At 61.2% G+C, this 26,066-nt stretch carries 24 protein-coding genes; 20 read left to right on the top strand and 4 right to left on the bottom strand.

Going from position 1 to position 26,066, the window contains the following annotated elements; genetic code table 11:
• Positions 1-3 precede the first annotated feature (3 nt).
• The 15 genes from CCICO_RS06965 to CCICO_RS06895 all read left to right on the top strand — a co-directional run bounded on the left by CCICO_RS06965 (position 4) and on the right by CCICO_RS06895 (position 17,679).
• Complete coding sequence (locus tag CCICO_RS06965; RefSeq protein ID WP_018020362.1) at positions 4-1,665, top strand: sodium:solute symporter family protein; 1,662 nt, start codon at positions 4-6, stop codon at positions 1,663-1,665.
• Positions 1,666-1,694: 29 nt separating this feature from the next.
• The gene (locus CCICO_RS06960) at positions 1,695-1,955 is read left to right on the top strand and encodes a hypothetical protein (protein WP_018020363.1); all 261 of its coding nucleotides are present in this window, start codon (positions 1,695-1,697) and stop codon (positions 1,953-1,955) included.
• A gap of 249 nt (positions 1,956-2,204) precedes the next feature.
• Positions 2,205-3,392, top strand: a complete 1,188-nt coding sequence (galT, locus tag CCICO_RS06955) for a galactose-1-phosphate uridylyltransferase (protein ID WP_018020364.1) — start codon at positions 2,205-2,207, stop codon at positions 3,390-3,392.
• Entirely contained in the window at positions 3,393-4,643 is a 1,251-nt protein-coding gene (galK, locus tag CCICO_RS06950) for a galactokinase (protein ID WP_018020365.1), read from the top strand.
• 106 nt (positions 4,644-4,749) lie between these two features.
• A complete protein-coding gene (gene dapB, locus CCICO_RS06945) occupies positions 4,750-5,502 on the top strand; it encodes a 4-hydroxy-tetrahydrodipicolinate reductase (protein WP_018020366.1) in 753 nt (250 codons plus the stop codon).
• Positions 5,503-5,552: 50 nt separating this feature from the next.
• Positions 5,553-6,305 carry an FAD-dependent thymidylate synthase gene (gene thyX / locus CCICO_RS06940; protein WP_018020367.1) on the top strand — a complete coding sequence of 251 codons (753 nt, stop codon included), beginning with the start codon at positions 5,553-5,555 and terminating at the stop codon, positions 6,303-6,305.
• Between the two features lie 95 nt (positions 6,306-6,400).
• Complete coding sequence (gene dapA, locus CCICO_RS06935; protein WP_018020368.1) at positions 6,401-7,306, top strand: 4-hydroxy-tetrahydrodipicolinate synthase; 906 nt, start codon at positions 6,401-6,403, stop codon at positions 7,304-7,306.
• A 2-nt stretch (positions 7,307-7,308) separates the two neighbouring features.
• On the top strand, positions 7,309-9,456 hold the full coding sequence (locus tag CCICO_RS06930) for a ribonuclease J (protein WP_018020369.1): 2,148 nt from the start codon (positions 7,309-7,311) through the stop codon (positions 9,454-9,456).
• Between the two features lie 73 nt (positions 9,457-9,529).
• Positions 9,530-10,159 carry a TIGR03085 family metal-binding protein gene (locus CCICO_RS06925; RefSeq protein WP_018020370.1) on the top strand — a complete coding sequence of 210 codons (630 nt, stop codon included), beginning with the start codon at positions 9,530-9,532 and terminating at the stop codon, positions 10,157-10,159.
• A gap of 359 nt (positions 10,160-10,518) precedes the next feature.
• On the top strand, positions 10,519-13,590 hold the full coding sequence (locus CCICO_RS06920; RefSeq protein ID WP_018020371.1) for a DNA translocase FtsK: 3,072 nt from the start codon (positions 10,519-10,521) through the stop codon (positions 13,588-13,590).
• 217 nt (positions 13,591-13,807) lie between these two features.
• The gene (locus tag CCICO_RS06915) at positions 13,808-14,911 is read left to right on the top strand and encodes a TerC family protein (RefSeq protein ID WP_018020372.1); all 1,104 of its coding nucleotides are present in this window, start codon (positions 13,808-13,810) and stop codon (positions 14,909-14,911) included.
• A 156-nt stretch (positions 14,912-15,067) separates the two neighbouring features.
• Positions 15,068-15,655: a CDP-diacylglycerol--glycerol-3-phosphate 3-phosphatidyltransferase gene (gene pgsA / locus CCICO_RS06910; RefSeq protein ID WP_018020373.1), complete on the top strand. Its 588-nt coding sequence runs from the start codon at positions 15,068-15,070 to the stop codon at positions 15,653-15,655.
• Positions 15,656-15,659: 4 nt separating this feature from the next.
• Positions 15,660-16,187 carry a CinA family protein gene (locus tag CCICO_RS06905; RefSeq protein ID WP_018020374.1) on the top strand — a complete coding sequence of 176 codons (528 nt, stop codon included), beginning with the start codon at positions 15,660-15,662 and terminating at the stop codon, positions 16,185-16,187.
• Between the two features lie 90 nt (positions 16,188-16,277).
• Positions 16,278-16,637: a helix-turn-helix domain-containing protein gene (locus CCICO_RS06900; RefSeq protein WP_018020375.1), complete on the top strand. Its 360-nt coding sequence runs from the start codon at positions 16,278-16,280 to the stop codon at positions 16,635-16,637.
• 208 nt (positions 16,638-16,845) lie between these two features.
• Positions 16,846-17,679 carry a PspA/IM30 family protein gene (locus CCICO_RS06895; RefSeq protein ID WP_018020376.1) on the top strand — a complete coding sequence of 278 codons (834 nt, stop codon included), beginning with the start codon at positions 16,846-16,848 and terminating at the stop codon, positions 17,677-17,679.
• A 119-nt stretch (positions 17,680-17,798) separates the two neighbouring features.
• On the opposite strand, the gene CCICO_RS06890 is transcribed toward CCICO_RS06895, so the two are convergent.
• From CCICO_RS06890 to CCICO_RS06880, 3 genes are read right to left on the bottom strand one after another with little or no spacing between them, the layout of a single operon-like run.
• Positions 17,799-18,410 (bottom strand): energy-coupling factor transporter transmembrane component T family protein, encoded by a 612-nt coding sequence (locus CCICO_RS06890; protein WP_018020377.1) that lies wholly within the window; start codon positions 18,408-18,410, stop codon positions 17,799-17,801.
• 4 nt (positions 18,411-18,414) lie between these two features.
• Positions 18,415-19,101: an energy-coupling factor ABC transporter ATP-binding protein gene (locus tag CCICO_RS06885; RefSeq protein ID WP_018020378.1), complete on the bottom strand. Its 687-nt coding sequence runs from the start codon at positions 19,099-19,101 to the stop codon at positions 18,415-18,417.
• Positions 19,102-19,704, bottom strand: coding sequence for a biotin transporter BioY (locus tag CCICO_RS06880; protein ID WP_018020379.1), 603 nt, complete (start codon positions 19,702-19,704; stop codon positions 19,102-19,104).
• A 269-nt stretch (positions 19,705-19,973) separates the two neighbouring features.
• Between CCICO_RS06880 and CCICO_RS06875 the strand changes: the two genes are divergently transcribed.
• From CCICO_RS06875 to CCICO_RS06855, 5 genes are all read left to right on the top strand, one after another.
• Positions 19,974-20,183, top strand: coding sequence for a DUF3046 domain-containing protein (locus CCICO_RS06875; protein ID WP_026161572.1), 210 nt, complete (start codon positions 19,974-19,976; stop codon positions 20,181-20,183).
• A gap of 288 nt (positions 20,184-20,471) precedes the next feature.
• Positions 20,472-21,605 carry a recombinase RecA gene (recA, locus tag CCICO_RS06870; RefSeq protein WP_018020381.1) on the top strand — a complete coding sequence of 378 codons (1,134 nt, stop codon included), beginning with the start codon at positions 20,472-20,474 and terminating at the stop codon, positions 21,603-21,605.
• Positions 21,605-22,237 carry a regulatory protein RecX gene (locus CCICO_RS06865; protein WP_018020382.1) on the top strand — a complete coding sequence of 211 codons (633 nt, stop codon included), beginning with the start codon at positions 21,605-21,607 and terminating at the stop codon, positions 22,235-22,237. Before recA ends, CCICO_RS06865 begins: the two co-directional genes overlap by 1 nt.
• Positions 22,238-22,305: 68 nt before the next feature.
• The gene (gene miaB / locus CCICO_RS06860) at positions 22,306-23,823 is read left to right on the top strand and encodes a tRNA (N6-isopentenyl adenosine(37)-C2)-methylthiotransferase MiaB (protein ID WP_018020383.1); all 1,518 of its coding nucleotides are present in this window, start codon (positions 22,306-22,308) and stop codon (positions 23,821-23,823) included.
• A 144-nt stretch (positions 23,824-23,967) separates the two neighbouring features.
• A complete protein-coding gene (locus tag CCICO_RS06855) occupies positions 23,968-24,651 on the top strand; it encodes an Rv2732c family membrane protein (RefSeq protein ID WP_018020384.1) in 684 nt (227 codons plus the stop codon).
• Here the strand turns inward: CCICO_RS06855 and CCICO_RS06850 are convergent.
• Complete coding sequence (locus tag CCICO_RS06850) at positions 24,648-25,880, bottom strand: N-acetyltransferase (RefSeq protein WP_018020385.1); 1,233 nt, start codon at positions 25,878-25,880, stop codon at positions 24,648-24,650. The genes CCICO_RS06855 and CCICO_RS06850 overlap by 4 nt on opposite strands.
• Positions 25,881-26,066: the final 186 nt, after the last annotated feature.

The following is a 26,066-nucleotide window of genomic DNA, read 5'->3' as shown; positions in this document are numbered from 1 at the left end:
AACATGATCGTCGCTGAATCCGCGCTACGGCTTGATGCCACGTGGGTCGATTACGCGATCGTCGCGTTATATTTCGTCTTCGTTCTCGGTATCGGCTGGGCCGCCCGCTCGAGGGTGTCGAGCTCCATCGACTTCTTCCTCTCCGGCCGTTCGCTGCCTGCATGGGTGACCGGCCTCGCCTTTATTTCCGCCAACTTGGGCGCCGTGGAGATCGTGGGCATGTCTGCTAACGGTGTGCAATACGGCTTCCAAACCATGCACTACTTCTGGATCGGCGCCGTGCCGGCCATGGTGTTCCTCGGCATCGTGATGATGCCCTTCTACTACGGCTCCAAGGTGCGATCGGTGCCCGAATTCATGCTGCGGCGTTTTGGCCCCGGCGCGCACTTGGTCAACGCCATCTCCTTTGCCGTGGCGCAGCTTTTGATCGCCGGTATCAACCTGTTGTTGCTGGCTAAGGTGGTCAACTCCCTGTTGGGCTGGCCGCTGATCGTCACCCTGATCATCGCCGCTGTGATCGTTTTGAGCTACATCACCCTGGGTGGGCTGTCGGCTGCTATCTACAACGAGGTTCTGCAGTTCTTCGTGATCATCGCCGCGCTACTTCCGTTGACCCTGATCGGTTTGCACAACATCGGCGGCTGGCAAGGTCTGAAGAACGCGGTGGAAAACGAAAGCCACTTCCACACCTGGCCTGGTACGGAGATCTCCGGTTTCGATAACCCAGTGGTGTCGGTGATCGGTCTGACCTTCGGTTTGGGCTTCGTGCTTTCCTTCGGCTACTGGACCACGAACTTCGTGGAGGTGCAGCGCTCCATGGCAGCCGATTCGCTCTCCTCGGCCCGGAAGACCCCGATCATTGGTGCCTTCCCCAAGATGTTCGTTCCCTTCGTGGTGGTCGTGCCCGGCATGATCGCTGGTGCTACCGTTACCCCGATCATGAACGGCAGCGCCGAGCCGAATGACGCAATGCTGTATCTGATGCGTGATCTTCTACCCAATGGTTTGCTGGGTGTGGCGCTAGCTGGTCTGCTTGCTGCATTCATGGCCGGTATGGCAGCCAATATCTCCGCATTCAACACGGTCATGAGCTATGACATCTGGCAGGGCTATGTGGTCAAGGATAAGCATGATGATTACTACACCAAGGTGGGCCGCACCGCGACGGTGGCAGCCACGCTGATCGCTGTGTTTACCGCTCTGATTGCCGAGAACTTCGGCAACGTGATGGACTACCTGCAGACCCTGTTCGGCTTCTTCAACGCGCCGCTGTTCGCCACCTTCATCCTCGGTATGTTCTGGAAGCGCATGACTCCGACCGCCGGCTGGGTGGGCCTTGTTATGGGTACGCTCTCCGCCATGGGTTACTGGGCTATCGCCACCTTCTCTGGGGTGGAGGCAGACTTCTTCAACCTGCCCGGCCAGGGCACCGCGTTCGTGGCCGCCTCCATCGCCTTCGTGGTGGACATCGTCTTCTCCATTGTGGTTTCTATGATGACGAAGCCGAAGCCGGATCATGAGCTGGTTGGTTTTGTGAAGTCGGTGACCCCGAAGGAGAACCTCACCGACGCAGCCGAGGCCAGCCTGCCGTGGTACAACCGCACCGTACCGCTCGGAATCCTCTGCATCGTTCTCGTGATCGCGCTCAACGTGATCTTCGCCTAGCGCTACGTATATAGGAAGGAGTTTCCAACATGGCTAAGAAAGCTACCCACAAGGCCGGCGCCTTCGATATCCGCAATGTCATCGGTGGCCTGATCGGCATCTACGCTGTGATCCTCTTGGGATCTTGGCTGCTGCTGGATCCCGGCGTGGATCCCTCTACCGGTGTGGCCAAGGACGCCAGCTACAACCTGTGGACTGGCCTAGCGATGGCCGTTGTAGCGATCGTTTTCTTCGCGTGGGCGAAGATGCGCCCGATTATCGTTCCCGACGATATCGACGAGATCAACTAATCACACAGCCGCGGGGAGCATTCCCCGCGGCCGGCGCTGGGGAGAGTCGCTGTGCCCGCCCCAGCGCCGGATGGCGGGACAGGGGCTTCGTTGTCGATGCCCCGCTACGCGGGGTCTGCCACTGGCCTTGACGTAGAGGCACAGCCGCACACGTCTTTGCATAACTTCATCACCACGCGCTCAGAGCAGGCTCTCGGGGAGCGGCTTTGAGCTTCGTCGAATTCTTCGGACAAGGAAGTGACTGTATCTATGGCAACGCCAGAGCAGACCACGAGGAGCGCCGCGGATGACGCGCCCCACACGGTATCCATTACCCGCACCCACCTCGCCGATGGCCGCGAGCTGATCTACTTCGATGACGAGCCGGACTATGTGGCGGGCACGGCCACTCGCGAGCTGCACGACTCCCGTGATCTGCCGCCGGCGAGCACGGTCTCTGAGATGCGGCGAGATCCATTGACGGGCGAATGGGTGGTTTTTGCTGCCCACCGCATGAACCGCACGTTCATGCCGCCGGCCAATGAGAATCCGCTCGCTCCCACTACCGCTGGTGAGATTTCCACCGAGATCCCCGCTGATGACTACAACGTGGTGGTCTTCGAGAACCGTTTCCCCTCGCTGTCGCTACACATCCCCGATGATGTTCAGTTTTCCGACTATGTCGATGACACCCCGTTGTATCCCCGTGGCGCGGCCCAAGCCCGCTGCGAGGTGGTGTGTTTCACCCCAGAGCCCAGCAAGTCCTTCAAGGATCTCAGCTTTAGTCGCGCGCGCACCGTGGTGGAAGCGTGGGCGCATCGCACAAAGGAGCTCTCCGAGATCGAGGGAGTAAAGCTGGTGTTCCCCTTCGAAAACCGGGGTAAGGAAATTGGGGTTACCCTGCAGCACCCGCATGGCCAGATTTACTCCTATCCCTACCTGCCTGCCCGTGCCCGTGCGGTGCTCACGCAGGCGAAGGCACACGAGGAGAAGGGCAGTGGTTCGCTTTTCGACGCCATCCTCCACGCCGAGCAGACAAGCGGACGCCGGGTGCTTATCAATGGTGAGCACTTCCTTGCTTTTGTTCCCGCAGCCGCGGAATGGCCCGTGGAGGCAATGGTGATGGCCAAGCGACCCGAGGCCTATGATTTCGCCTGCCTGACCGCCGCCGAAAAGGACGAGCTCACCCGCATCTATCTCAGGCTCTTGGGAGCTATTGACAACTTCTTTGACGGGGTGGAAAAAACCCCGTACATCGCAGCGTGGAACCAGGCCCCGGTTGGCGAAGACCGCCGCTATGGCCGCCTATACCTCCAGCTGTTTTCCATGATGCGTTCGCCGAATCGTATGAAGTTCTTGGCCGGATCCGAATCCGGCATGGGGGCGTGGATCTCGGACACCACCCCAGAACGCATCGCTGATCGTTTCCGGGAAATCCTTGAGGCAGGGGAGAAGTAAATGACTCGCAGCGTCCAATGGATGAACACCCTCGAGGCCCCCACGGGTATCGAGCGCGCCAAGGAGCATTTCCGCGATATGTTCCAGGCAGATCCCAGCGTGGTGGTGGCCGCGCCGGGCAGGGTCAATCTCATCGGCGAGCACGTGGACTATGCCGGCGGTATCAGCGTGCCGTTCGCACTCCACAATCGCGCCTATATTGCTGCTGCTGAACGCACTGACGATGTGTTGCGTGTCAGCTCGGTAGGGGCTGATCCAGCCGTGGTGGAGTGCCGAATTGATGAGGTCGGGGCGAAGAATCCAGACAACTGGGCTGGCTATGTCATCGGCGCTGTGTGGGCCGCCATCGAGGCGGGTATCCTGCCCGAGCGCGGAATGGATCTGGCAATGGTCTCGGATGTTCCGCTGGGGGCTGGATTGTCGAGTTCCGCGGCGATCGAGTGCTCCGCTATCACCGCCGGCATGGCACTAGCGGGCATGGAGATGACTCCGCGTAGGCGGCGCCGTCTCGTCGAGTGCGCGATGCGCGCCGAAAACGAGGTTGTGGGCGCCTCCACCGGTGGTATGGATCAGCGCATTTCTTTGCTCGCGCAGGAAGATACGGCCCTTGCCATTGACTTTCTCGACAACTCCGAGCAGGTGGTGCCCTTCGATGTTGGCTCGGCCGGCTACACCTTGGTGGTGTGCAATACCAACGCCCCGCACTCGCTCGCCGATGGCCAATATGCCTCCCGGCGCGCCGTGATTGATGGGGTCACCGCTCAGGGACATGCCGCCACCCTTCGTGAGGTGGAAGATCCCTATGCCGTGGCCGAGCAATGGGCGGCGCACAATGTGCCTGAAAACACCACTGAGCAGCAATGGCAAGAGGTGGTCCACCGGCGGGTGCGGCATGTGCTCAGCGAGATTGAGCGCACCGCTGAGGCAGTACAGATGCTTATCGACGGCGACCTCACCGGATTCGGCACGCACATGTGGGCCTCCCACGCCTCGTTGCGTGATGATTACGAGGTCTCTACCGAGGAACTCGATCTGGTGGTGGACACCGCACGCGACTTCGGTGCTCTCGGGGCCCGGATGACTGGTGGCGGCTTCGGTGGCTCTGCTATCGCGCTCATCGATATCCGCACCGCACCCGCGCTGGTCGAGGCGATCAATGAGCGGGCACAGGAGCGTGGCTATCCGCAGCCGGAGTTCCTGCTCGCCATGCCCAGTTGGGGCGCGCGGATCGTGGACCGTCCCGCGCGGTAGGCGCCTACACCCAGAAGCGCCCGCGCTTGCCTAGACTGGTGGGAAACGACAATCCCACCAGTCTTTGCGCTGTGTGAGCACAATGAAGGAGTAAGTGAGAGCAACCATGGCAGAATCCACCATTGCAGTCGGCGTTCTTGGAGCTAAGGGCCGCGTTGGCCAGGCCGTTGTTGCCGGTGTGGAGGAGGCAGAGGATCTGCGCCTCGTCGCCGCCCTTGATAGCAGCGACAGCATCGAGCAGCTCGTGGAAACCGGGGCCGAGGTGGTGGTGGACTTCACCACTCCAGATGTGGTGATGGACAATCTCGAGTTCATGATCGCGCACAATATCTCTGCGGTGGTGGGCACCACTGGTTTCACCGCTGAGCGTCTTGATACGGTGCGTGGCTGGTTGGAAAAATCCAGCGCATCGGTGTTGATCGCCCCGAATTTCGCGATCTCCGCGGTGCTCACCATGCACTTCGCCAAGCAGGCTGCACGCTTCTTCGAGTCCGCAGAGGTGGTGGAGATGCACCACCCGAACAAGCTGGATGCTCCCTCTGGCACCGCGGTGCACACCGCCGAAGGTATTGCCCAGGCGCGTCGGGAAGCGGGTATGGATGATCAACCCGACGCCACCACCCAGTCGCTCGACGGGGCGCGCGGCGCCGACGTACAGGGGGTGCCGGTGCACGCAGTGCGCATGACCGGCACCGTGGCCCACGAAACCGTGATCTTTGGTACCCAAGGGCAGTCGCTGACCATCAAGCAGGATTCTTATGATCGCACCTCCTTCATCCCCGGTGTGCTGTTGGGCGTGCGCGATCATGCCAAGCACCCTGGGCTGACCGTGGGACTGGAGCATTACCTCGGGCTCTAAGGCTGTGGGGTAGGCAAGCGTCGATAAGCACAGAAGAAAGAGCGGTAGAGGTGGCAACACATAAGGATTTGTCGGTGCAGCTGGTGGCATGCACCTCGTTTACAGCGCCCAGCGATATCGACTGGAGTACGGACGCAGATGGGCCTGAGGCGCTCGTGGAATTTGCGGGTCGGGCCTGCTACGAAAGCTTTGACAAGCCCAATCCGCGCACCGCGAGCAATGCCGCCTATATTCGCCACATCATCGATGTCGGCCACACGGCGCTGCTCGAACACGCCCAGGCCACTATGTACATCAGGGCCATATCGCGGGCCTGCACGCATGAACTAGTGCGCCATCGCATGTTCTCTTTCTCGCAGCTCTCGCAACGCTTTGTGCATCCCGATGAAGCAACCGTGGTCGTGCCGAGCGTGATCGACCGTGACCCCGAGCTGCGGCGACTTTTTGATCGCGCAATGGATGAGTCCCGCTTCGCCTACGACGAGCTGCTCGCGGCACTGGAAGACACGCTCGCCGACGAGCCCAATGCCCTGCTTAGGAAGAAGCAGGCGCGCCAAGCGGCGCGGGCAGTGCTGCCCAACGCCACCGAATCGCGCATCGTGATGACGGGCAACTTCCGCGCCTGGCGTCACTTCATCGCCACTCGCGCCACCGAACACGCCGACGAGGAGATGCGCACCGTGGCGGTTCGCTGCCTTGAGCTGCTCAAGGAGACCGCGCCGGTGGTCTTCGGCGACTTCGATATTGCCACCTTAAGCGATGGATCCCCCATGGCCTCGAGCCCATATGTAGGAGTGTCCTAACATAGGAGACGAAGCCGCATGGGATGTGCGCCGCTTCTATCTCCGCCGAGGACGCAGACACCACCGACGACACACAGAGAGTAGCTTGATACAGCATGAACACCGGACTAGCTGAGAAAAACGGCACCGACATTTTCGGTACCGTCGGCGTAGCGATGGTCACCCCCTTTGACGGCGACGATCGCCTTGATGTTGCAGCTGGACGAAAGCTCGCGGCCCATCTGGTGGATAAGGGAGTAGACGCGCTCATCCTCGGTGGCACCACTGGCGAATCGCCCACCACCACGCTGTCGGAAAAGATCACCTTCCTGAAGGAAATCCGCGCCGAGGTAGGCGAGGAAGTGGCCATTGTGGCCGGCGCCTCCACGAACAACACCGTCGCCTCGGTGGAGCTGGCGCGCGCCTCACGAGAGGCCGGTGCCGATGCGCTTCTGCTGGTCACGCCCTACTATTCCAAGCCTTGCCAGGAAGGGGTGTACCGCCACTTCGTGGCGATCGCCGACAGCACCGACGCCCCAGTGTGTATTTATGACATCCCCGGTCGATCTTCGATCCCGGTGGAGTCTGATACTATGAAGCGTCTAGCCGAGCACGAGAAGGTTCAGGCTGTCAAAGACGCCAAGGGCGACCTCGTTGGGGCTACCACTCTGATCGCCGACACCGGTCTGGCATGGTACTCGGGCGATGATCCCCTCAACCTTCCGTGGCTCTCCCTTGGAGCCAGCGGTTTTATCTCCGTGATCGGGCACGTTGCACCGCAACAGCTCCGTGATCTGTACACCGCCTTCGATGAAGGCGATCTGGTACGTGCCCGCGAGATTAACGCAACGCTTGCGCCCCTTGTCGCCGCCCAAGGCCGACTGGGAGGCGTCTCCATGGCTAAGGCAGCATTGAAGCTGCAAGGAATTGACGTAGGAGCTCCGCGTCTGCCGCACATGCCGGCGAATGACGATGACCTGATTGAGCTCCGAAATAATCTAGAACAAGCTGGAGTCCTATAAATATGAATGAACCCCGTAATCGCTCTCGTAAGGTGACGCGTAAGGCGGGACCGCCCGAGGTCGAATTCCAGGCCCCGGGTGAAGCCACCCCCTCCCAGTCCGATAACTCTGGGTCCTCCCAGTCCAACTCGAAGGGCTCGAAGAACTCGAACTCCAAGGGCGGAAACCAATCCAACGGCTCTAAGTCCGGCGGAAACTCCTCCAAGAAGTCTTCGAACGGCGATAAGCGGGACAACTCCAACGGCAACGGCGGCAACGGAAACAACGGCGGCAATGGGGCGAAGAACTCCAAGAACGGCGGCTCGAATAAGCGCGGTTCCCGTGGCGGAGGCCGCGGTAATAACCGACGCGGCGGTCGCGGTGGTGGCCGCGGTGGGCGCCCCGTGGTGCACACCATGCAGGGTGCGGATCTCACCCAGCCGTTGCCGGCTCCGCCGAAGCCGCCGAAGGATGGTCTGCGCATCATCGCCCTAGGCGGTATTTCCGAGATTGGTCGTAATATGACCGTCTTCGAGTACCACAACCGGCTGCTGCTCATCGACTGCGGTGTATTGTTCCCGTCCTCTGGCGAGCCGGGTGTGGATCTGATCCTGCCGGACTTCGACTACCTAGAGTCCCGCCTCGACCGCCTTGATGCCCTCGTGGTCACCCACGGCCACGAGGACCACATCGGCGCTATCCCGTGGCTGCTCAAGCTCAAGCCCGATCTTGAGATCCTGGCTTCCAAGTTCACCGCAGCGTTGATCTCCGCTAAGTGCCAGGAGCACCGCCAGCGCCCGAAGCTGACGATCATCAGCGAGGATTCGCACGAAAAGCGCGGCCCCTTCGACCTGCGCTTCTTCGCCGTCAACCACTCCATTCCGGACTGCTTGGGTGTGGCGCTCAAGACCGGCGCCGGCCTGGTGCTGCACACCGGCGATATCAAGCTGGATCAAACCCCGCCGGATGGCCGTCCCACCGACCTTCCTGCCGTGTCCCGATTCGGCGACGAAGGCGTGGACTTGTTCCTCTGCGACTCCACCAATGCCACCACCCCCGGTGTGTCCGGCTCGGAGGCAGAAATTGCCCCTACTCTCAAGCGGCTCGTGGCGGATGCGAAGCAGCGTGTCATCATCGCGTCTTTCGCCTCCAATGTCTACCGTGTGCAGGCAGCCGTGGATGCCGCCGTTGCCGCCGGCCGCAAGGTGGCCTTCAATGGCCGCTCCATGATCCGCAACATGGAGATCGCCGAGAAGCTCGGCTACCTCAAGGCGCCCAAGGGCACAATTGTGTCCATGGACGATGCCTCGCGCATGGCTCCGCACCAGGTGGTGCTGATCACTACCGGTACTCAGGGTGAGCCCATGGCTGCGCTGTCGCGCATGGCCCGCCGCGAGCACCGCCAGATCACTGTCCGTGATGGCGACCTGATTATCCTGTCCTCCTCGCTGGTTCCCGGTAACGAGGAAGCAGTGTTCGGTGTGATCAACATGCTGGCCCAGATCGGTGCCACCGTGATTACCGGCCGGGACGCCAAGGTGCACACCTCCGGACACGGCTACTCCGGTGAGCTGCTCTTCCTCTACAATGCGGCCCGCCCGAAGAACGCCATGCCGGTGCACGGCGAGTGGCGTCACCTGCGCGCGAACAAGGAATTGGCTATCTCTACCGGCGTGGAGCGCGACCGTGTCGTGCTCGCCCAGAACGGCGTGGTGGTGGATCTGGATCAGGGCCGCGCCAAGGTCGTGGGCCAGATCCCAGTCGGTAACCTCTACGTCGACGGTGTCACCATGGGTGACGTGGACGCCGAGGTGCTGGCGGATCGAACGTCCCTCGGCGAGGGCGGCCTGATCTCCATTACCGCGGTGATAGATAATCGTTCTGCGCACCTGCTGGAAACCCCGCGGGTGCAGGCCAAGGGCTTCTCCGAGGAGTCCAAGGACATGATGCGCGAAGTCACCGAATTGGTGGAAAACACCATGGCGGATCTCGCCGGCGAAGGCGAGGGCGATCCTTACCGCATGGTGCAGAAGCTGCGCCGCACGGTCTCTCGCTTCGTGGAAAAGAAGTGGCGTCGCCAGCCGATGATCGTGCCCACGGTCATCCCGATGCATTCCCAAGCCGATGTGCTTGATGATGACGACATCCAGGCCACTCGCCCCTCGCTCTAGATAGCGAGCCTCAGGCTGCGGCCTTGACTGAGCGCCCCATCCTAGCCAGCTCAAACTGGCTAGGATGGGGCGTATGTCTTTTTCTCAATCGGAACGCCACGATCTTGCCGAGCTTTTTAAGAAGGTAGGCCCGAATGCCGCCACTCTCTGTGAGGGGTGGACTACCAAGGATTTAGCTGCCCACCTGCTTGCCCGCGAAACCAATGTCAAAGCCGCCGGCGGCATAGTGATTCCGCAATTAGCAGAGGCCCACGACGATGCCGTGGAGCAGCTTTTAGCAGACAAGGGCTATGAGGTGATCGTCAAGGAGTGGCAAGCGGGCCCACCGACGCTGCTCAAGCCCTTCGACTTGGTGATGAATACCGCCGAGAATTTTGTCCACCACGAAGATGTGCGTCGTGCCCAAGAAGGGTGGACCAAGCGTGAGTTGAGCACCGAGGACGAGCACGAGCTATACAAGGTGGCTAAAACCTTAGGGCGCACCATGATCTCCTCCAAGGGGGCTGCAGTGGCCTGTGTCCCGGCCACCAGTGAACTCTCCCGCTTCGTGGTGGGGGATAAGAAGAAGGTCGCCTCCGCCGAAGACCAGGTAGTGACAGTGATCGGTGATATCGGCGAGATCCTGCTGTGGCTATTCGGCCGCACGGAGGTTGAGGTGCGGATCCTCGGCGATGAGTCGCTGGTGCAAAAGAAGAGCCTCTAGTTTGCTTCTCCACGAAGAAGAGTGCAGGCGGCTCTTGTGGGTGGGGTAGTACCTTGTGTGCCATGATCGCGCTGAGGGGCCGTGTTGCTGCTGTGACTACAGGGGTGTGAGGGGATAGACTGAAACGCATGACTGTCACGAGCCAAACCGGATCTTCCCGGAGGAAGAAGAAGCGCCCCGCAAGCTCTACCTCGCGCCCAGGCCGTAGTTCGAGCACTGGGCGTTCTTCGCGCTCGGGCGGCTCTACCCGGTCCATGCCCGTGGTAACTACCTCCACCCATCCTGCCTATCGAGCTGCGGAAAGCTCCGGTGAACGCACCGGTAGTGCACTCGTGGCGGTAGGCCAAGGTGTGTCCGCTATGGCGAGCGCTACGGCGAGTGCTACCCGCGGTATGGGGGCGAAGTTCGCCCAAAGCAAGGCTCGTATGGCCGAGCGCTCACAGCAACGGAAGGCTGCCAAGGCCGCCAAGGCTGCTGAGAAGGCTGAACAGGCCGGAGCTGTGGATGAGGCCGAGCAGGAGACCACGGTGATGCGTCGCGCCCGCACCCCACACGAGGCCTATCCGCTGGATGAATCCGATTCCACCAGCTACACCGCGACTCCGCGTTCGTCCCGAACGCTTCGAACCTCCGATTCGGACGAGGATAAGCGCGACTCCGAGCAGGATTCCCCTAGCCCCGCCGCAGCTTCCGGCGAGGACTTTATTGAACGGCACTCCGATGGCATCGGGCTGAGCCTGGTGGGGGTGGCCGCGGTGATTGCTGCCTCCATGTGGTTTAACGTGGCAGGGCCCGTTGGGCGCGTGATCGCCGGCTCGAGCCAGTGGCTCATCGGCGCCGGCGCACATCTGCTGCCCGTGGCGCTCATTGCGCTCGCCGTGGTCGTGATGCTTGGCACTTTCCCCAAGCCCACCCACCGGCTGCGAGTATCCCTAGGAACCGCTCTGATCTTGGCCGGCATGCTGGGCCAGATCCACATCTTCTCCGGCCAGCCCACCACCACCGCCGGCCGGGCAGATTCCGGCGGCATCATCGGTACTCTGCTCGGTGGAGTCTTGGCTCTAGGCTTTACTCCTTATGTGGCGGTGCCGATCCTCACCCTCATCATCATCTACGGCGCGCTGCGTGTCACCGACATCAGCGTGCGCGAATTCGTCGATATTTGCTCCACCTGGATTCGCGAACAACTCGGACGCGATGAGCCGGAGGAATTGCTTATCGACGCCCCCTCGCAGCCCGAATCCGAGGATGCTGCTTCGCATGGCCCGTTGGTGGATGACTCCGCCCACTATCGCCCGCGCCGAGACATCGACCGCGAGCGAGACAGTGCGGCTCTGCCGCGTCGAAGCGTATCGTCGGGTCGTCGGCCTGCGCCTCGGCCAGTGAGCGCGCCGCGCCCCCGCATCGATTCTGAATACACCGGCCGTAGCGTTGAGCCTGAGAGCCCTGGTGCAGAGGCGGAACCGACCGCCGTACTGCCGCGTGATTACACCCCGAGTGATCCCGAAAGCACCTCCTCGTTTGCTGCAATCGGTGCGAGCAGCGACGCAGATAGTGCCGAGGAAGCTAGCTACGACTATGAGGACGAGGATTACGCAGTAGCTCGCGAGCAGAGCGAGGATGCTGTCCAACGCTCGCACGATGCCGTGGTGCGCACCGCTGCGGCTCGCACTGCTGCCCGCACCCCGCGCCCGGCAGCCCCTGAGGCGCCCGCTCCTGCCGCTGCTCCTGCTGCGTCTGAGGAACCTGAGAAGCCTGAGCCTGTCGATTCCTCCCCAAAGGTAGATCCATCGGCAATCCCAGCTTCGACTCCCCGTAGCGAGCTGGCCACAAAGACTCCTCCGCCACCGGCGCCGGTTGCGGAACCGGTGGTGGAAGAAGACAGCGACTATGAGCTGCCCTCCACCGATCTGCTCGTGCCTGGCAGTGCGCCGAAGACTCGCTCGGCGGCCAATGATCGCATGATCGAGGCCATCACGGATGTCTTCAGCGAGTTCAAGGTGGATGCCCATGTCACAGGATTCTCCCGTGGCCCCACAGTCACCCGCTACGAGGTGGAGCTGGGCCCAGGTGTGAAGGTCTCGAAGGTGACTAACCTGCAGTCCAACTTGGCCTATGCGGCAGCCACCGATAACGTGCGTTTGCTTACCCCGATCCCCGGCAAGTCTGCGGTGGGTATCGAGGTGCCGAACTCCGATCGTGAAATGGTGCACCTGGCGGACGTTCTCAGCGCCCCAGAGACGCACAACAACCCAGACCCGATGGTTATCGGCTTGGGTAAAAACATTGAGGGAGATTTTGTTTCTCACTCAGTGCAGAAGATGCCCCACCTGCTGGTTGCTGGCTCTACCGGCTCTGGTAAGTCGGCCTTCGTTAACTCTCTGCTGGTGTCGTTGCTCACCCGAGCTACCCCAGAGGACGTGCGCCTGATCTTGGTGGATCCGAAGATGGTGGAGCTGACTCCCTATGAGGGCATTCCGCACTTGATCACCCCGATCATCACCCAGCCGAAGAAGGCGGCCGCCGCCCTGCAGTGGCTGGTGGATGAGATGGAGCAGCGCTACCAGGACATGAAGGCTGCGCGCGTGCGCCACATCAAGGACTTCAACCGCAAGGTCAAGACTGGTGCCTACCAAGCGCCCTTGGGGTCCGAGCGGGTAGTCGAGCCCTATCCCTACATCGTGTGTGTGGTGGACGAGCTCGCCGATTTGATGATGACCGCACCGAAGGAGATCGAGGAATCGATTGTGCGCATCACCCAGAAGGCCCGTGCAGCCGGCATCCACTTGGTGCTGGCCACCCAGCGCCCCTCGGTGGACGTGGTGACCGGTTTGATCAAGACCAATGTGCCCTCCCGTTTGGCCTTCGCCACCTCCTCGCTTACCGATTCGCGCGTGATCTTGGACCAGGGCGGCGCCGAGAAACTCATCGGTATGGGCGATGGCTTGTTCATCCCGCAGGGAGCTGGCAAGCCGCAGCGTATCCAGGGCGCCTACGTCACCGACGAAGAGGTCCAAGCTGTGGTGGATGCAGCCAAGGCACAGGCCGAGCCCGAATACACCGAGGGCGTGACCGACGATAAGTCCGCCGAGGCCAGCAAGGACATCGATCCCGATATCGGCAACGACCTTGAGGATCTGCTCGAGGCCGTGGAGCTGGTGGTGACCGCACAGGTGGGTTCGACCTCGATGCTGCAGCGCAAGCTGCGTATTGGCTTTGCCAAGGCAGGGCGTCTCATGGACCTGATGGAAACCCGTGGGGTGGTGGGCCCCTCCGAAGGTTCGAAGGCCCGCGAGGTGCTGGTCAAGCCCGAAGAGTTGGACACAATTTTGTGGATGATTAAGGGTGCCGATCCCGCCGAGGCTCCCAAGGAAGAGGACGACACCGCGGTCAACACCGTGGAGGCCAATCCCACGGGCGGGGTGTTCTAGCGGGAATCAGGCCCGTACGCATCAACATCGGTGTGTGCGGGCTTTTCGTATATAGTGGTTCCCGTCATGGAGGGGAGTACCCCTGAAATGGCGGTGATCGTCAACACGGCCGCCGCTGCACCGCAATCTGGTGCAGTAGCCCCGGTCCCGCCAGCCCACCACGCGGTGGGGGAGACCTCCGGTACGTAACTACTTATCGCACCGGAGGTTTGTACATATGCATGTGCCTTTCTGGGTGTGGGCACTCACGGCCGTAATCGTGATCGCCTTCATCGCATTCGACTTTCTCACCCACGTAAAGACTCCGCACGAGCCGAGCATGAAGGAAGCCGGTTTTTGGACCGCCTTCTATGTGGTGCTCGCCCTGCTTTTTGGCGGCTTCGTGTGGCTGTTCTGGGATCATCAACGCGGGCTTGAGTTCCTCTCTGGCTATGTCACCGAAAAAGCATTGAGCGTGGATAACCTCTTTGTCTTTGCGCTGATCATCGGAACTTTCAGTATTCCGCGCAAATACCAGCAAAAGGTACTGCTCTTTGGTATTGCTATGGCGCTGGTCTTTCGTACCGTTTTCATTCTTATCGGTGCGGCGGCCATCAATGCGTGGTCGGACATCTTCTACCTCTTCGGTATCTTCCTGCTCTACACCGCGGCGAAGACCGTGTGGGATGAAGCCAAGGATGAACCAGACACCGATCCCTCGGACATGGCAATCATCCGCTTCACACGGAAGTTCATCCCTATGACGGATGAGTACAACGGGGATAAGATGACGGCCCGCATCAACGGCAAGCGCTTCTTTACCCCCATGGCGGTGGCATTGGTGGCCATTGGCTTCATCGATGTGATGTTCGCCTTCGACTCCATCCCCGCCATCTACGGCCTGACCAACGAGGCCTACATTGTCTTTACCGCCAATGCCCTCGCCTTGATGGGCCTGCGTCAGATGTACTTCCTGCTCGACGGTTTGCTGGATCGCCTCGTCTACCTCGCCTACGGCCTCGGTATCATCTTGGCGTTCATTGGCGTGAAGCTCATCCTGCACGCACTGCACGAAAACAATCTGGCATTCATCAATGGTGGCGAGGACGTCCATGTCCCCGAGATCGGCACGTGGGTCTCCTTGGCTTTCATCGTCGGTGTACTGGTGGTGACGATCCTGGCTTCCTGGATCAAGGGCAAGCGCGACCTCGCCCAAGGAGCGGTGGCGATTTCCACCGATAAGTTGCTGGGCAAAGAAGACGAGACCTCCGCGGAGGCCCAGGCTCATCCTGGCGAGACTGCTTCCGCCCGCCGTGCGAATGAAGACACACCGGGCCGCTAAGAACTTCAGCTCGGTGTGGGTGATGGTGCGAGGTGGCGTCGATAAGCGCCTCGGTGCCTAGACAAGCAACGAGAGGGCACTGAGGTAGCTGGGGAGAGTACGAGGTGACAAACCATCATGGTTTCAAAACATGGCTCGCAGGGTAGGGTTGAAGGCGTGAAGGACCGTAGCAACACCGCCCCGGCAGGCAGCTCCGCGCAGCGCCCCTCGAATTTCAATCTGCCTAATGTATTGACTTCGCTGCGCATTATTTTCGTGCCCGCCTTCGCGTGGCTCGTGCTGACCAGCCAAGGAGATAACAATGGCTGGCAGTGGGCGGCGTTTTCTATGTTCGCCCTGTTGATGCTCACCGATAAGCTTGATGGTGATATTGCCCGTAAGCGTGGACTGATCACGGAATTCGGCAAGATTGCCGATCCTATTGCCGATAAGGCGCTGATGATCACCTCGCTGGTGTGTCTGAATCTCATCGACATGCTGCCGTGGTGGATCACGGTCGTCATCGTTGTCCGCGAGCTGGGCATTACCTTCTGGCGGATGGTGCAGCTACGGCGTGGGCGGGTGATACCCGCGTCCAAGGGCGGCAAGCTCAAGACCGCTCTGCAAACCCTCGCCGTGGGCTTGTACCTGCTGCCGCTGCCCGGCTGGATGGACATCCCCTGTTTGCTGTTGATGCTGGCGGCGGTGGTGGTCACTGTGGTCACCGGTGTGCAGTACATCATCGACGAACGCAAGGCCAACTAGTCCCGTGGATGCTCTCGATGCCGACGCCGCGGCGCTGCTAAATGATCTCCGTGGCCGCGGGCTCACCCTGGCGGTGTGCGAATCCCTCACAGCTGGAATGCTCTCCGCCACCCTTGCCAATATCAGCGGCGCCTCCGCTGTATTGCGGGGCGGGCTGGTGACCTATGCCACCGAGCTGAAGAGTGAACTCGCCGGCGTGGACCCGCAGCTTCTGCGGCTTTTTGGACCCATCTCGCCAGAGTGTGCCAGCGCTATGGCCCGCGGGGCGCGTACAGCTTGCGGTGCCGATATGGCCCTGGCCTTGACGGGTGTTGCGGGGCCGGACAGACAAGATGGCCACCCAGTGGGCGAGGTGTGGATGGCGGTGGCCACCGCTAAACCTCAGGTGTGGGTGCGGCGAATGTCGCCAGCAGTGGCGCTGCGCAGACAAGCACTCCGCGAACAGGCAGTGGCCGAGGTGCTCGCCTATGCCCGCCAAGTGTTGCGGGCCGAAGGAGACTGGGCCCCGAAGCGCCTCGAAGTAGGGGAGTAGCTACAGTGGGTGCACATCACCACCGCGTGCCCGGCGAGAGCGATTGTGGCACGGGGAACAAAAGATGTCGACGAGACGTTAGAAGAAGTGATGGTAACTTACACAGCTCTTTTAGATCAGCCGCTCGGCGCCCACGGGGTGCGCCCCCACTCGGCAGATGCAGAGGCCATGGCGGCCAAGCGTCCCGAGGAGCCGCTGTTGCGCGAGGCTCTCGGGGCAGCCTTGCGGTCATTCCGCGCCGACAAGGGCATTACCTTGCGTGAGCTCGCGGAGGCATCGAGTGTCTCGCCCGGATATCTTTCCGAACTAGAGCGCGGACGCAAGGAGGTCTCCTCCGAGTTGCTCGCTGCGGTCTGCTACGCCCTAGACACGCGGGTGGCCGATGTGCTCATCGAGGCCGCCGGTTCTATGGCCGTGGAATCCGCCCAGGCGGATCTCGCGAAGGTCTAGAGAGCATCGCATTCCCACCCTGCTTGGACCGTAGTGGCTGATACACAGCCGCCGCGTGCAGTGGCAAGCGAGGGTAGAGCCGCCAGCGAGAGACATGGCGGATGGACAGGGCGCGCGAAATGCTATTCCCGCGCGCATTACGTGAGCGCTGACGTACAATCAGCGCAGACAAACACAGTGTGGCAAGAAAGGCTGACGAGAAAGCGTTATGGCTAATCCCTTTACCAAGGCATGGAAGTACTTGATGGCGCTGTTCGATTCGAAGATCGAAGAGAACGCGGATCCGAAGATTCAGATTCAGCAGGCCATTGAGGAAGCCCAGCGTCAGCACCAGGAGCTTTCGCAGCAGGCAGCTAACGTCATTGGCAACCAGCGCCAGCTGGAGATGCAGCTGAATCGCCGTCTCTCTGAGATCGAGAAGCTGCAGGGCAATACCCGCCAGGCACTGAAGCTGGCCGATCAGGCCCGTGCAGAAGGCAATGAGTCCAAGGCTGTGGAGTACGAAAACGCCGCCGAGGCTTTCGCTGCTCAGCTGGTTACCGCCGAGCAGTCGGTAGAAGACACCAAGAAGCTGCACGACCAGGCCCTGCAGCAGGCCACCCAAGCCAAGAAGGCCGTGGAGCGCAACTCCATGGTGCTGCAGCAGAAGGTGGCTGAGCGCACCAAGCTGCTCTCTCAGCTGGAGCAGGCCAAGATGCAGGAGAAGGTTACCGAGTCGCTGGAGTCCATGAACTCCCTCGCCGCCGGTGGCAGCACCCCGAACCTGGACCAGGTGCGTGAGAAAATCGAGCGCCGCTACTCCAACGCCTTGGGCCGTGCTGAGCTGGCCGAAAACAGCGTGCAGGGTCGCATGGCCGAGGTGGAGGCCGCTGGAGTGCAGATGGCTGGTCACTCCCGCCTCGAGCAGATCCGTTCCGAGATGAACGGCGGCGCCGTCGAATCTGGTTCTGCTCCCAAGTCCATTGAGTCGGCACCGCAGCCGAACAACGCCGTGAGCAACGACGCTATTCAGCAGCGCATGCGCGAAATCCGCGGCGAATAAAACCACCACTTCGCCTGCCGCGGTAGCAGGGTTGATACCTAGGCTGGCCCGTTGAGCACCATCATGGTGATCTCGAGGGCCAGCCTTCGTGTTTCTTAGACCGGCTCCTAGCCTCTTCGCTAGTCGCCAACACCGCGCGCCCACAGCGCATCGGCTATAGCTCTAGCGCGGCGTATCGAGCGAATAACCACCGGGGTGCCGAGGGCGCTTAGCGAGAAATCCACCCCGCGCGCTTTGCGGGCGTCGAGTACCTCGTTGACTGCATTGAGCTGCAGTGGGATGAGGCGAATGGTGAGTGAGATTGCCAAGCTGATGCTTTCTACCGGCACACCCCACCGGGCGGTAGGAGCGAGCATCGTCTCCAGCGAGTGCATCATCTCGGCAATCGTGGTGGTGAGGGTGAGTAGCACAGCGGCTGCGATAGAGGCGAGGAGCATGAGCATCAGGGTGATGGCGTCGATAAGCGTGTTCTGCCACCACTGGAACCCGCCGAGCATCGTCAGCAGCGGCAGCGCCGGCCACAGCTGATTCCATGCGACGCGCAGCGGGATGCGGGCGAGAAGATACCCGCTGGCCACAACCCCGAGGACGCAGGTAGCGCGAGTGGGGGTGGTGGCAAGCACCGCGGCGGCGATGACGAAGACGATGAGGCCAATAAACTTCGCCGCGGCCGGGACGCGGTGAACAGGGGTGTTGCCGGGGATATAGACGCTAAGTGGCACTGAGCGCATGGCGCTAGCTTTCCATCATGGCGCGTTCGTAGTGCGGAATAACCTCCGCCGGCGGGCCGTCCTCGCGAATGGTGTGGCGATCAATCCACAACACTCGGTCGAAGTCGCGAATGAAGCCAAGATCGTGGGTCACCACGATGACTTGCTGGCTGAGCGCGGCGAAGATGCGGCGGATCTGTTCACGGTTGCGCAGATCCAACAGGGTGGTGGGCTCGTCAGCGATGATCACCTCCGGGCGCATCACCAGCACGGCTGCCAGCGCCAGCAGCTGTTTCTGCCCGCCTGACAGGGTGTGTGGAGAGTGTTCGCGGTATTCGCTCAGCCCGAAGCGCTCCAGCACTTCCTCCACGCGAGCGTCACGCTCTTGGGTGCTGAGTTTCAAGCGCTTCAGCGAAAAACGAATGTCATCTTCCACCCGTGGCATCACGATCTGGTTCTCGGCGTCGGAGAAAACATAACCGACTTGGCGCCGGACCTTTTTGCCGTGTTTGGTTACCTCGTAACCATCGACGCTCACCGATCCGCTACTTGGCTCGCCGAGGCCATTGATGAGCCGAATAAAGGTGGATTTGCCACCGCCATTAGCACCAATGATGCCGATGCGCTGCTCGTTCAGCTCTACGGAGATGGGATCGAGTACCCGGAGGCCATCGAAAGAGACACTGGCGTGAGAAAAAACGATCCGCGACATCTAGATGGTGGTGGGGGTGGACTCGCGGCGGCGCTTTTCCTCAGCCATGAGATCAGGGAAAGCGGAGTGCACGCCGATGGCAATCGCGGCGGCGGCCACAAATTTCACCGCGTCGAGCGGCAGGAAGGTGCCGTGGATCACGATGGCCTCACCAAAGCCCATGTCGCCGCGCAGCCACAGGCCCACCGCGCCCAGCAGGTACTGGCTCAACAGACCGACGAAGGCGCCGAAGCTGATCGCGATCACCAGGTTGGTCTTATTACGCGGGCGGGCCGTATAGGCGATGTAGCCGGCGATGAGGGCGCTAAACAGATAGCCGAAAAGATAACCGATCGTTGGCCCGGCGAGCGCGGCCAAAGTCGAGCGCCCGCCGGCAAGTACCGGCAAGCCCAACATGCCGATCAACAGAAACAGCCCCGCCGTGTAGAAGCCGCGACGTCCGCCCAGCACGAGCCCTGCGAGCACCACGATCGCGTTTTGCAACACAATCGGCACGCCCGCAGCGCCGGGGATGGTGACGAAAGCGAAGACGACGATCAACGCGGTAAACACCGCAATATAGGAAATATCGCGCACAGTCGAGCGCGAGGGGGAGGCGGCCATGGAGATTAACGTCCTTACAAATACCTGTCGCTACCGGAAAACGCCCAGCTGACCCCAGCTTTCCCCGAGCTGTTCACAGCAGCGCGGGTACGAGTGGGTCACCTGAGAAAAGAATGTGCGTCTTTCACTGTAGTCGCTTGCTAGCGGCGTGAACATGGGGTGGTGGACACATCGCGCGCGGCTTATCGACGCCACCTCGCCGGAACGCGAACACCAAGCCATGGTGGGACGCTACAGCCCCTTGGACAGCGCGGGCTACGATGGGCGCTATGCGCGAAACACGATTCCTTAAGCTCGTGACAGACGAGTTCGGAGAGCAGTACGGTCAATGGATCGTGCGGTCCCACGTGCTGAGTCGTTGGGGACAGACCGCCGCCGAGCTGATGGATGGCCAGGGCACCGATCTTCGCGAGATCTGGTGGCATCTTTGCGAGGATTTCGATGTTCCGGCCGAGCGGCAACTGGGTGTGGATGATTAAGGCCATTCGCCGTGGTGTGCAGGGGCAATGAAACTTGCATTAGAACATGTGTGCCCGTAGTCTGTTCGATAGTGTCACCCGCAGGCGTTAGTGTGGCCCTCGAACGCGCAGCCGCAGCCTAGCCACCACGGGGTGCGCCCCTAGGCGGGAACCGTTTTTGGGGTGCCGTGCGTCTATATCAAGCAGAGCGCGCCGAAGCCGAGGCTCGATACGGCGTGTGGTGCGCAACAATACTGAAATTACTTTTATACGTCGATTACCTACGACAGCAGGGGAGAAAGATCAACGATGGCAGCACGAAAGACAAAGGCAAAGTCCACGAAGGGTGCGCAGAGCGATAAGGCGAAGGCTCTTGAATCGGCCATGGCGCTGATTGAGAAGGACTTTGGCAAGGGCTCTATTATGCGCTTGGGGGATGATAACCGCCCGCCGATTAGCGCTATTTCCTCGGGCAATACCGCGATCGATATCGCCCTTGGTATCGGCGGCTTCCCACGGGGCCGCATCGTGGAGATCTACGGTCCGGAGTCTTCCGGTAAAACGACCGTGGCGTTGCACGCGGTGGCTGAGGCACAGCGCGCCGGCGGTATCGCCGCCTTTATTGACGCCGAGCACGCCCTCGATCCGGATTACGCCCGGAAGTTGGGTGTGGACACCGATCAGCTGCTGGTGTCCCAGCCCGACACCGGTGAGCAGGCCCTCGAGATTGCCGACATGCTGGTGCGTTCCGGTGCTATCGACATCATTGTGGTGGACTCGGTGGCGGCGCTGACGCCCAAGGCAGAGATCGAAGGCGATATGGGCGATAGTCACGTGGGCTTGCAGGCACGTTTGATGAGCCAGGCACTCCGTAAGCTCACCGGCGCTCTCTACAGCGCGGGTACCACCGCCATTTTCATTAACCAGCTGCGCGAAAAGATCGGCGTGATGTTCGGCTCGCCGGAAACCACCACCGGTGGTAAGGCCCTGAAGTTCTACTCCTCGGTGCGCTGCGATGTCCGCCGCATCCAGACTCTGAAGGATGGTCAAGATGCGGTGGGTAACCGCACCAAGCTGAAGGTGGTCAAGAACAAGGTGTCTCCGCCGTTCAAGGTGGCCGAGTTCGACATCATCTACGGCGAAGGTATTTCCCGTGAAGGCTCGATCATTGACCTCGCGGTAGAAAACGGCATTGTGAAGAAGTCCGGATCGTGGTTTACCTACGACGGTGATCAGCTAGGCCAGGGCCGCGAGAAAGTGCGTCTGCATCTCAAGGACACCCCAGAGTTGGCCAATGAGATCGAGGACAAGATCCTGCGCAAGCTCAAGGTGGGTAAGTATGCCAACCTCGAGGATGACGATGCGCTCACCGACGATCCAGTGGACATGGTGCCCAATGTGGACTTCGATGATGTCGACCTTGAGGATGACGCCGAAGAGTAATGGCTGACCGCAGTGCCGAGTCTCAGGAGCAGAACTGGGAGGAGAAAAACGCCAAGCTGCGGGTGCTCGCCGAGGCGATGGAGCGCTATGAGCGCGAGGGAAACCCCGAGCTTTTTGACGAGCGGGCCGAAGAAGAACGCAGCACGGTGCGATCCAAGGCGCTCGTTCTGCTCAACCACCGGATGCGTTCGGAAAAAGAACTGCGCAACCGGCTGCTTGGCTATGATTACCCGCCTGAAGTCATTGATGCGGTGATCGAGGATCTCATCTCCCAGCGGCTCATAGACGATTCCCTTTTTGCCTCCGAGTGGGTGCGTCAGCGCCACCGCAAAGGAAAAAGCCGCGCGGTGCTTGATCGTGAACTGAAGGACAAAGGGATTGCCGACGCGGAGCGAGCTGAGGCCCTAGCTCAGGTAGATGACGGCGACGAGCGCAGCATGGCGCAGGCTGTGGCAGAAAAGAAGGCACGCTCGATCTCGCAGGTTCCAGCAGATTATGCCGAAAGAAATAAGCATCTCCGTCGGATTGTGGGGGCTTTGGCACGCCGTGGTTTTGCCCAGCATCTCAGCATGGAGATCGCCATCGCGGCCCTCGAGGCTCGCATCGACGAGCTTGGCGGCGAGCAAGGCTGAGCCCTGCAGTGTTCACCGCCGGTGAGCGCATTATGTTGCCTCGGCCCACATCGTTAGAATGACTACCCGTGTCTCACCCCCAGAATCAGCACAGCGTGAAAGCCAGCCCCGCCCGCAGCTATGAGGTGCGTACTTTCGGCTGCCAGATGAACGTGCACGACTCGGAGCGTCTCTCCGGTCTGCTCGAAGACTCCGGATATGTGCCGGCCCAAGAAGGAACCACCCCGGATCTCGTGGTGTTTAACACCTGTGCCGTGCGCGATAACGCCGATCAGCGTCTCTACGGCACCCTCGGCAATCTGCGCTCGGTGAAGGACCAGCACCCGGGCATGCAGATCGCAGTGGGTGGGTGCCTCGCGCAAAAAGACAAAGACACCGTGGTCTCTAAGGCCCCGTGGGTGGATGTGGTGTTCGGTACCCACAACATCGGCTCACTGCCGACGCTCTTGGAGCGCTCCCGCCATAACCGCCACGCTGAGGTGGAGATCGTCGACTCGCTCGAACAATTCCCCTCTGTGCTGCCGGCGAAGCGGGAATCCGCCTACGCCGGCTGGGTGAGTGTATCGGTGGGCTGTAATAACACCTGTACCTTCTGCATCGTTCCGAGCCTGCGAGGCAAGGAGCAAGATCGCCGCCCGGGCGATATTTTGGCCGAGGTGCAAGCGCTTGTAGATCAGGGCGTTTCTGAGGTGACTCTGCTGGGGCAGAACGTGAATGCCTATGGCGTGAACTTTGTCGATCCCGAGCTCGAGCGCGATCGCAGCGCCTTTTCCAAACTGCTGCGTGCCTGCGGGGAGATTGACGGGCTTGAGCGTCTGCGCTTCACCAGCCCGCACCCAGCGGAGTTCACCAGCGATGTCATTGACGCCATGGCAGAGACCCCGAGTGTGTGTCCGCAACTGCACATGCCGCTGCAGTCCGGCTCGGATGAGGTGCTCAAGAAGATGCGGCGCAGCTACCGCACCAGCAAGTTTTTGCGCATCCTCGATGAGGTGCGGGCAAAAATCCCGCACGCTGCGATCACCACCGATATCATCGTTGGATTCCCCGGCGAGACCGAGGAGGACTTCCAAGCCACCCTGGATGTGGTGGAAAAGGCTCGTTTCTCCAGCGCTTACACCTTCCAATACTCTCCGCGCCCTGGCACCCCCGCAGCGGAGATGGATAATCAGATTCCTAAAGAGGTGGTCCAGCAGCGCTACGAGCGCCTCTTGGCGCTGCAGGAGCGCATCAGCGAGGAAGAAAACGCTGCCTTTCACGGCCGCGAGGTAGAACTGTTGGTACAAGCCGGCGGGGGAAAGAAGAACAGCGCCACCAAGCGCGTCTCGGGGCGCGCCCGCGACGGCCGGTTGGTGCACTTTAGCCCCGTTGATGCTGCCGGTGTGGATCTCAGTGAGCAGATCCGGCCGGGTGATGTGGTGACGGTAACCGTCACCGACTCCGCCCCGCACTTCCTCCTCGCCGATGCTGGGGTACTCAGCCATCGGCGTACCAAGGCCGGCGACATGTCCGAAGCCGGTAAACGACCCACCACCGAACCGGTGGGCGTGGGCCTCGGATTGCCGGGGATTCGCCCCTCCTCCTAGGGGCTAGCGGGTGTGCTGGCCTAGAATATGGCTCACGTGCACCCGCCGTTCAAAAGGCTGCGCCTGCCCTTCGATAGGGGCAGGCCATATCACGCGGTGCCACGCGTGCATGGATATCGACTACACAGTGGAGATGAACCCCTAGTGGACAAAGCGAACACCCCCGCCGATAAGAAGCTCCTGTCTGCCGATGATCTGGCCGGCCTTGAGAAACGGGCAGCGAAAAAGGTGGACATGCGCTCCACGTGGATCGGCCTGATCGCTGTTTTCGTGCTCTTTCTCATCACCCTTGTTCTGCCCTTCACGGGCAAGGCCAATGGATTCGACATTCTGGTGATGAATGACACCGCCCTCGAATTCGGCGCCACCCCGCTCGAGCGGATATTCGTGATCCTCGGTTTGGTGTCGATGGTGGTGGTGAACCTCGCGGTGGTGGCGTCGCGAAGCATGCTGCTGACCTACATCAACTGGGTATTGGCCGGCACCACGGGTACCGCCGCGATGTTCATGATCTGGATGGGCCAAACCCGGCTGCGTGCCGAAGGCTCCTCCGGCACCGAATTCGGCGCCGCGCTCAGCGGGCTGGTGGCTATCGCGTTCCTGCTGATGATGACGGGACTGATCTTCCGCCGCAGCGAGGAACAGCTCGATATTGAAGACGCCCGCCGGGAAGCCGGCTCCGATGATCCGGTGGCCGACGCCCAGCGTGAAGCCAGCATAGGGCGGCGATTCTCCCGCTACGAGGACAGCCCGCTGTTCGTGGATGATCGCCGCCAAAAGGCCTCGGAGCGCCACCGTGTGCACGACAGCGACGGCGAGAACGCTTAAGGTGTTAGTGCGTATCGACGCTGATAGGCGGTGGCCCGACTGATCGGGGTGAACCCCAAGCTCTCATTGATCGCAAGCATCGCCTCATTGGAGGCTTCCGTCGAAGTGTAGACCCGCGTGATCATCGGCGCGCGCTCCCGCAGCGTATAGAGCAGCTGCTGTTTTACCACCCGCCCCGCCCCGCAGCCGCGAAACCCTCGGGCGGTGACGGTGACATTCTGCTCGGCCACATCCTCGCGTGAGCCGGTGGCCTGGGCGATCACGCTCGCCCCCAGCACGATCGGTGCGGACTCCGAACCGCCTAGCAACAACCCGAAATGGGTGCGGGTGCCGTTCTCGCGCGCGAGGCGGGCGATGGCATCGAAGCGGGAGACATCCCAGCGCTCGGTCTCGCCCTCAAAATCGCGGCGCGGCGCATCACGATCAGCCACCGCGTAGAGCTCGGACACCTGGTGTGCGAGCGCTTCGGGTAACTCGTCGCAAAAGTACTCCCAACGCACAGCGCCGTTGATTCCAGCCTTATCGGCTGCGGCACTGATGCTGCTGAAGGTCTCTGGGGTGGGCGGCTGGTCAGGGAGTGGAACATAGCCCTGAATGGTTTTGAGTACAGGGCGAAACCCAGCTTCCTCTAACAGCGGTGTATAGGCGGAATTCACCTGGGCGTTGTCTGAGCAATCGTAGGGATGCTCCAGCCATGTGGTGAGCAGAGCGCGATCGGAGCGGGCGGCAACCAAGCGTGCTAACTCTAGTGCGTAGTAGTAGCGCCCCCGCGAGGGCTCATCCATCTCCTCACCGGGCAGAACCAGCTCTTCTACATCGGCGATGAGCTCGATGGTGGCGGCGCAACCATCCTCGAGGAGCGGAACAGAGACCATGATGCCGTAGCTAAAATCGATCACCTCCTCCACGCCCTCGCTCGCTGGCTCTCTAGGCGAGCCTTCCTGCGTAGTGGGGGAGTCACTGGTGGCTGGCACCTCTATGCAGGCGTCTAGCGCCTGAGCGGGAGACTGGGTGAGATCGTGCTCGGCGCTCAGCAGCAGGAGGGTGGTGTGGGCGTCGGGCGCAGGGACCAAACTCGAGCACAGTCGTTTAACTGACATGGAGCGATCGGCGGTGCCGGTGAGCATCTGGGCACGAAACCCGTCGCTTAAAGCGAGGGTTTTGAGGTTGGTGTTGATCGCATCAGAGTGCGGCACCGTGTGCGCGGGGCTAAAACGATAGACAGTCATTTCCTCACCAGCTTAAACACAGCCTGTGCTTTCTCTCGCATTGTGGTCGGGCGCGTTGGGGCACACCTATAGATAACAACCACCCACGAGAGGGCGTGAGCGACACGCTTCTCGTGGGTGGCGAGGCAGTAGGCTGCACGCGGGCAGCAAGGGCGACAACGCCCAGTTTGTGCAGCGCTGGCTTCT

This window comes from Corynebacterium ciconiae DSM 44920 (assembly GCF_030440575.1).
Lineage (GTDB): Bacteria > Actinomycetota > Actinomycetes > Mycobacteriales > Mycobacteriaceae > Corynebacterium > Corynebacterium ciconiae.
Note: the sequence above shows the minus strand (reverse complement) of the source record. Positions and strands in the feature narration are given on the sequence as shown.

Excerpts from the sequence above, each read along its gene's own strand:
- CCICO_RS06890 (WP_018020377.1), bottom strand. The coding sequence starts at position 18,410 with ATGCGCTCAGTGCCACTTAGCGTCTATATCCCCGGCAACACCCCTGTT.
- CCICO_RS06930 (WP_018020369.1), top strand. The coding sequence starts at position 7,309 with ATGAATGAACCCCGTAATCGCTCTCGTAAGGTGACGCGTAAGGCGGGA.
- CCICO_RS06850 (WP_018020385.1), bottom strand. The coding sequence starts at position 25,880 with ATGACTGTCTATCGTTTTAGCCCCGCGCACACGGTGCCGCACTCTGAT.
- CCICO_RS06865 (WP_018020382.1), top strand. The coding sequence starts at position 21,605 with ATGGCTGACCGCAGTGCCGAGTCTCAGGAGCAGAACTGGGAGGAGAAA.
- galK (WP_018020365.1), top strand. The coding sequence starts at position 3,393 with ATGACTCGCAGCGTCCAATGGATGAACACCCTCGAGGCCCCCACGGGT.
- dapA (WP_018020368.1), top strand. The coding sequence starts at position 6,401 with ATGAACACCGGACTAGCTGAGAAAAACGGCACCGACATTTTCGGTACC.
- CCICO_RS06925 (WP_018020370.1), top strand. The coding sequence starts at position 9,530 with ATGTCTTTTTCTCAATCGGAACGCCACGATCTTGCCGAGCTTTTTAAG.
- recA (WP_018020381.1), top strand. The coding sequence starts at position 20,472 with ATGGCAGCACGAAAGACAAAGGCAAAGTCCACGAAGGGTGCGCAGAGC.
- dapB (WP_018020366.1), top strand. The coding sequence starts at position 4,750 with ATGGCAGAATCCACCATTGCAGTCGGCGTTCTTGGAGCTAAGGGCCGC.
- CCICO_RS06895 (WP_018020376.1), top strand. The coding sequence starts at position 16,846 with ATGGCTAATCCCTTTACCAAGGCATGGAAGTACTTGATGGCGCTGTTC.
- CCICO_RS06900 (WP_018020375.1), top strand. The coding sequence starts at position 16,278 with ATGGTAACTTACACAGCTCTTTTAGATCAGCCGCTCGGCGCCCACGGG.
- CCICO_RS06880 (WP_018020379.1), bottom strand. The coding sequence starts at position 19,704 with ATGGCCGCCTCCCCCTCGCGCTCGACTGTGCGCGATATTTCCTATATT.
- CCICO_RS06875 (WP_026161572.1), top strand. The coding sequence starts at position 19,974 with ATGCGCGAAACACGATTCCTTAAGCTCGTGACAGACGAGTTCGGAGAG.
- CCICO_RS06960 (WP_018020363.1), top strand. The coding sequence starts at position 1,695 with ATGGCTAAGAAAGCTACCCACAAGGCCGGCGCCTTCGATATCCGCAAT.
- CCICO_RS06885 (WP_018020378.1), bottom strand. The coding sequence starts at position 19,101 with ATGTCGCGGATCGTTTTTTCTCACGCCAGTGTCTCTTTCGATGGCCTC.
- CCICO_RS06915 (WP_018020372.1), top strand. The coding sequence starts at position 13,808 with ATGCATGTGCCTTTCTGGGTGTGGGCACTCACGGCCGTAATCGTGATC.
- CCICO_RS06965 (WP_018020362.1), top strand. The coding sequence starts at position 4 with ATGATCGTCGCTGAATCCGCGCTACGGCTTGATGCCACGTGGGTCGAT.
- CCICO_RS06920 (WP_018020371.1), top strand. The coding sequence starts at position 10,519 with ATGGCGAGCGCTACGGCGAGTGCTACCCGCGGTATGGGGGCGAAGTTC.
- galT (WP_018020364.1), top strand. The coding sequence starts at position 2,205 with ATGGCAACGCCAGAGCAGACCACGAGGAGCGCCGCGGATGACGCGCCC.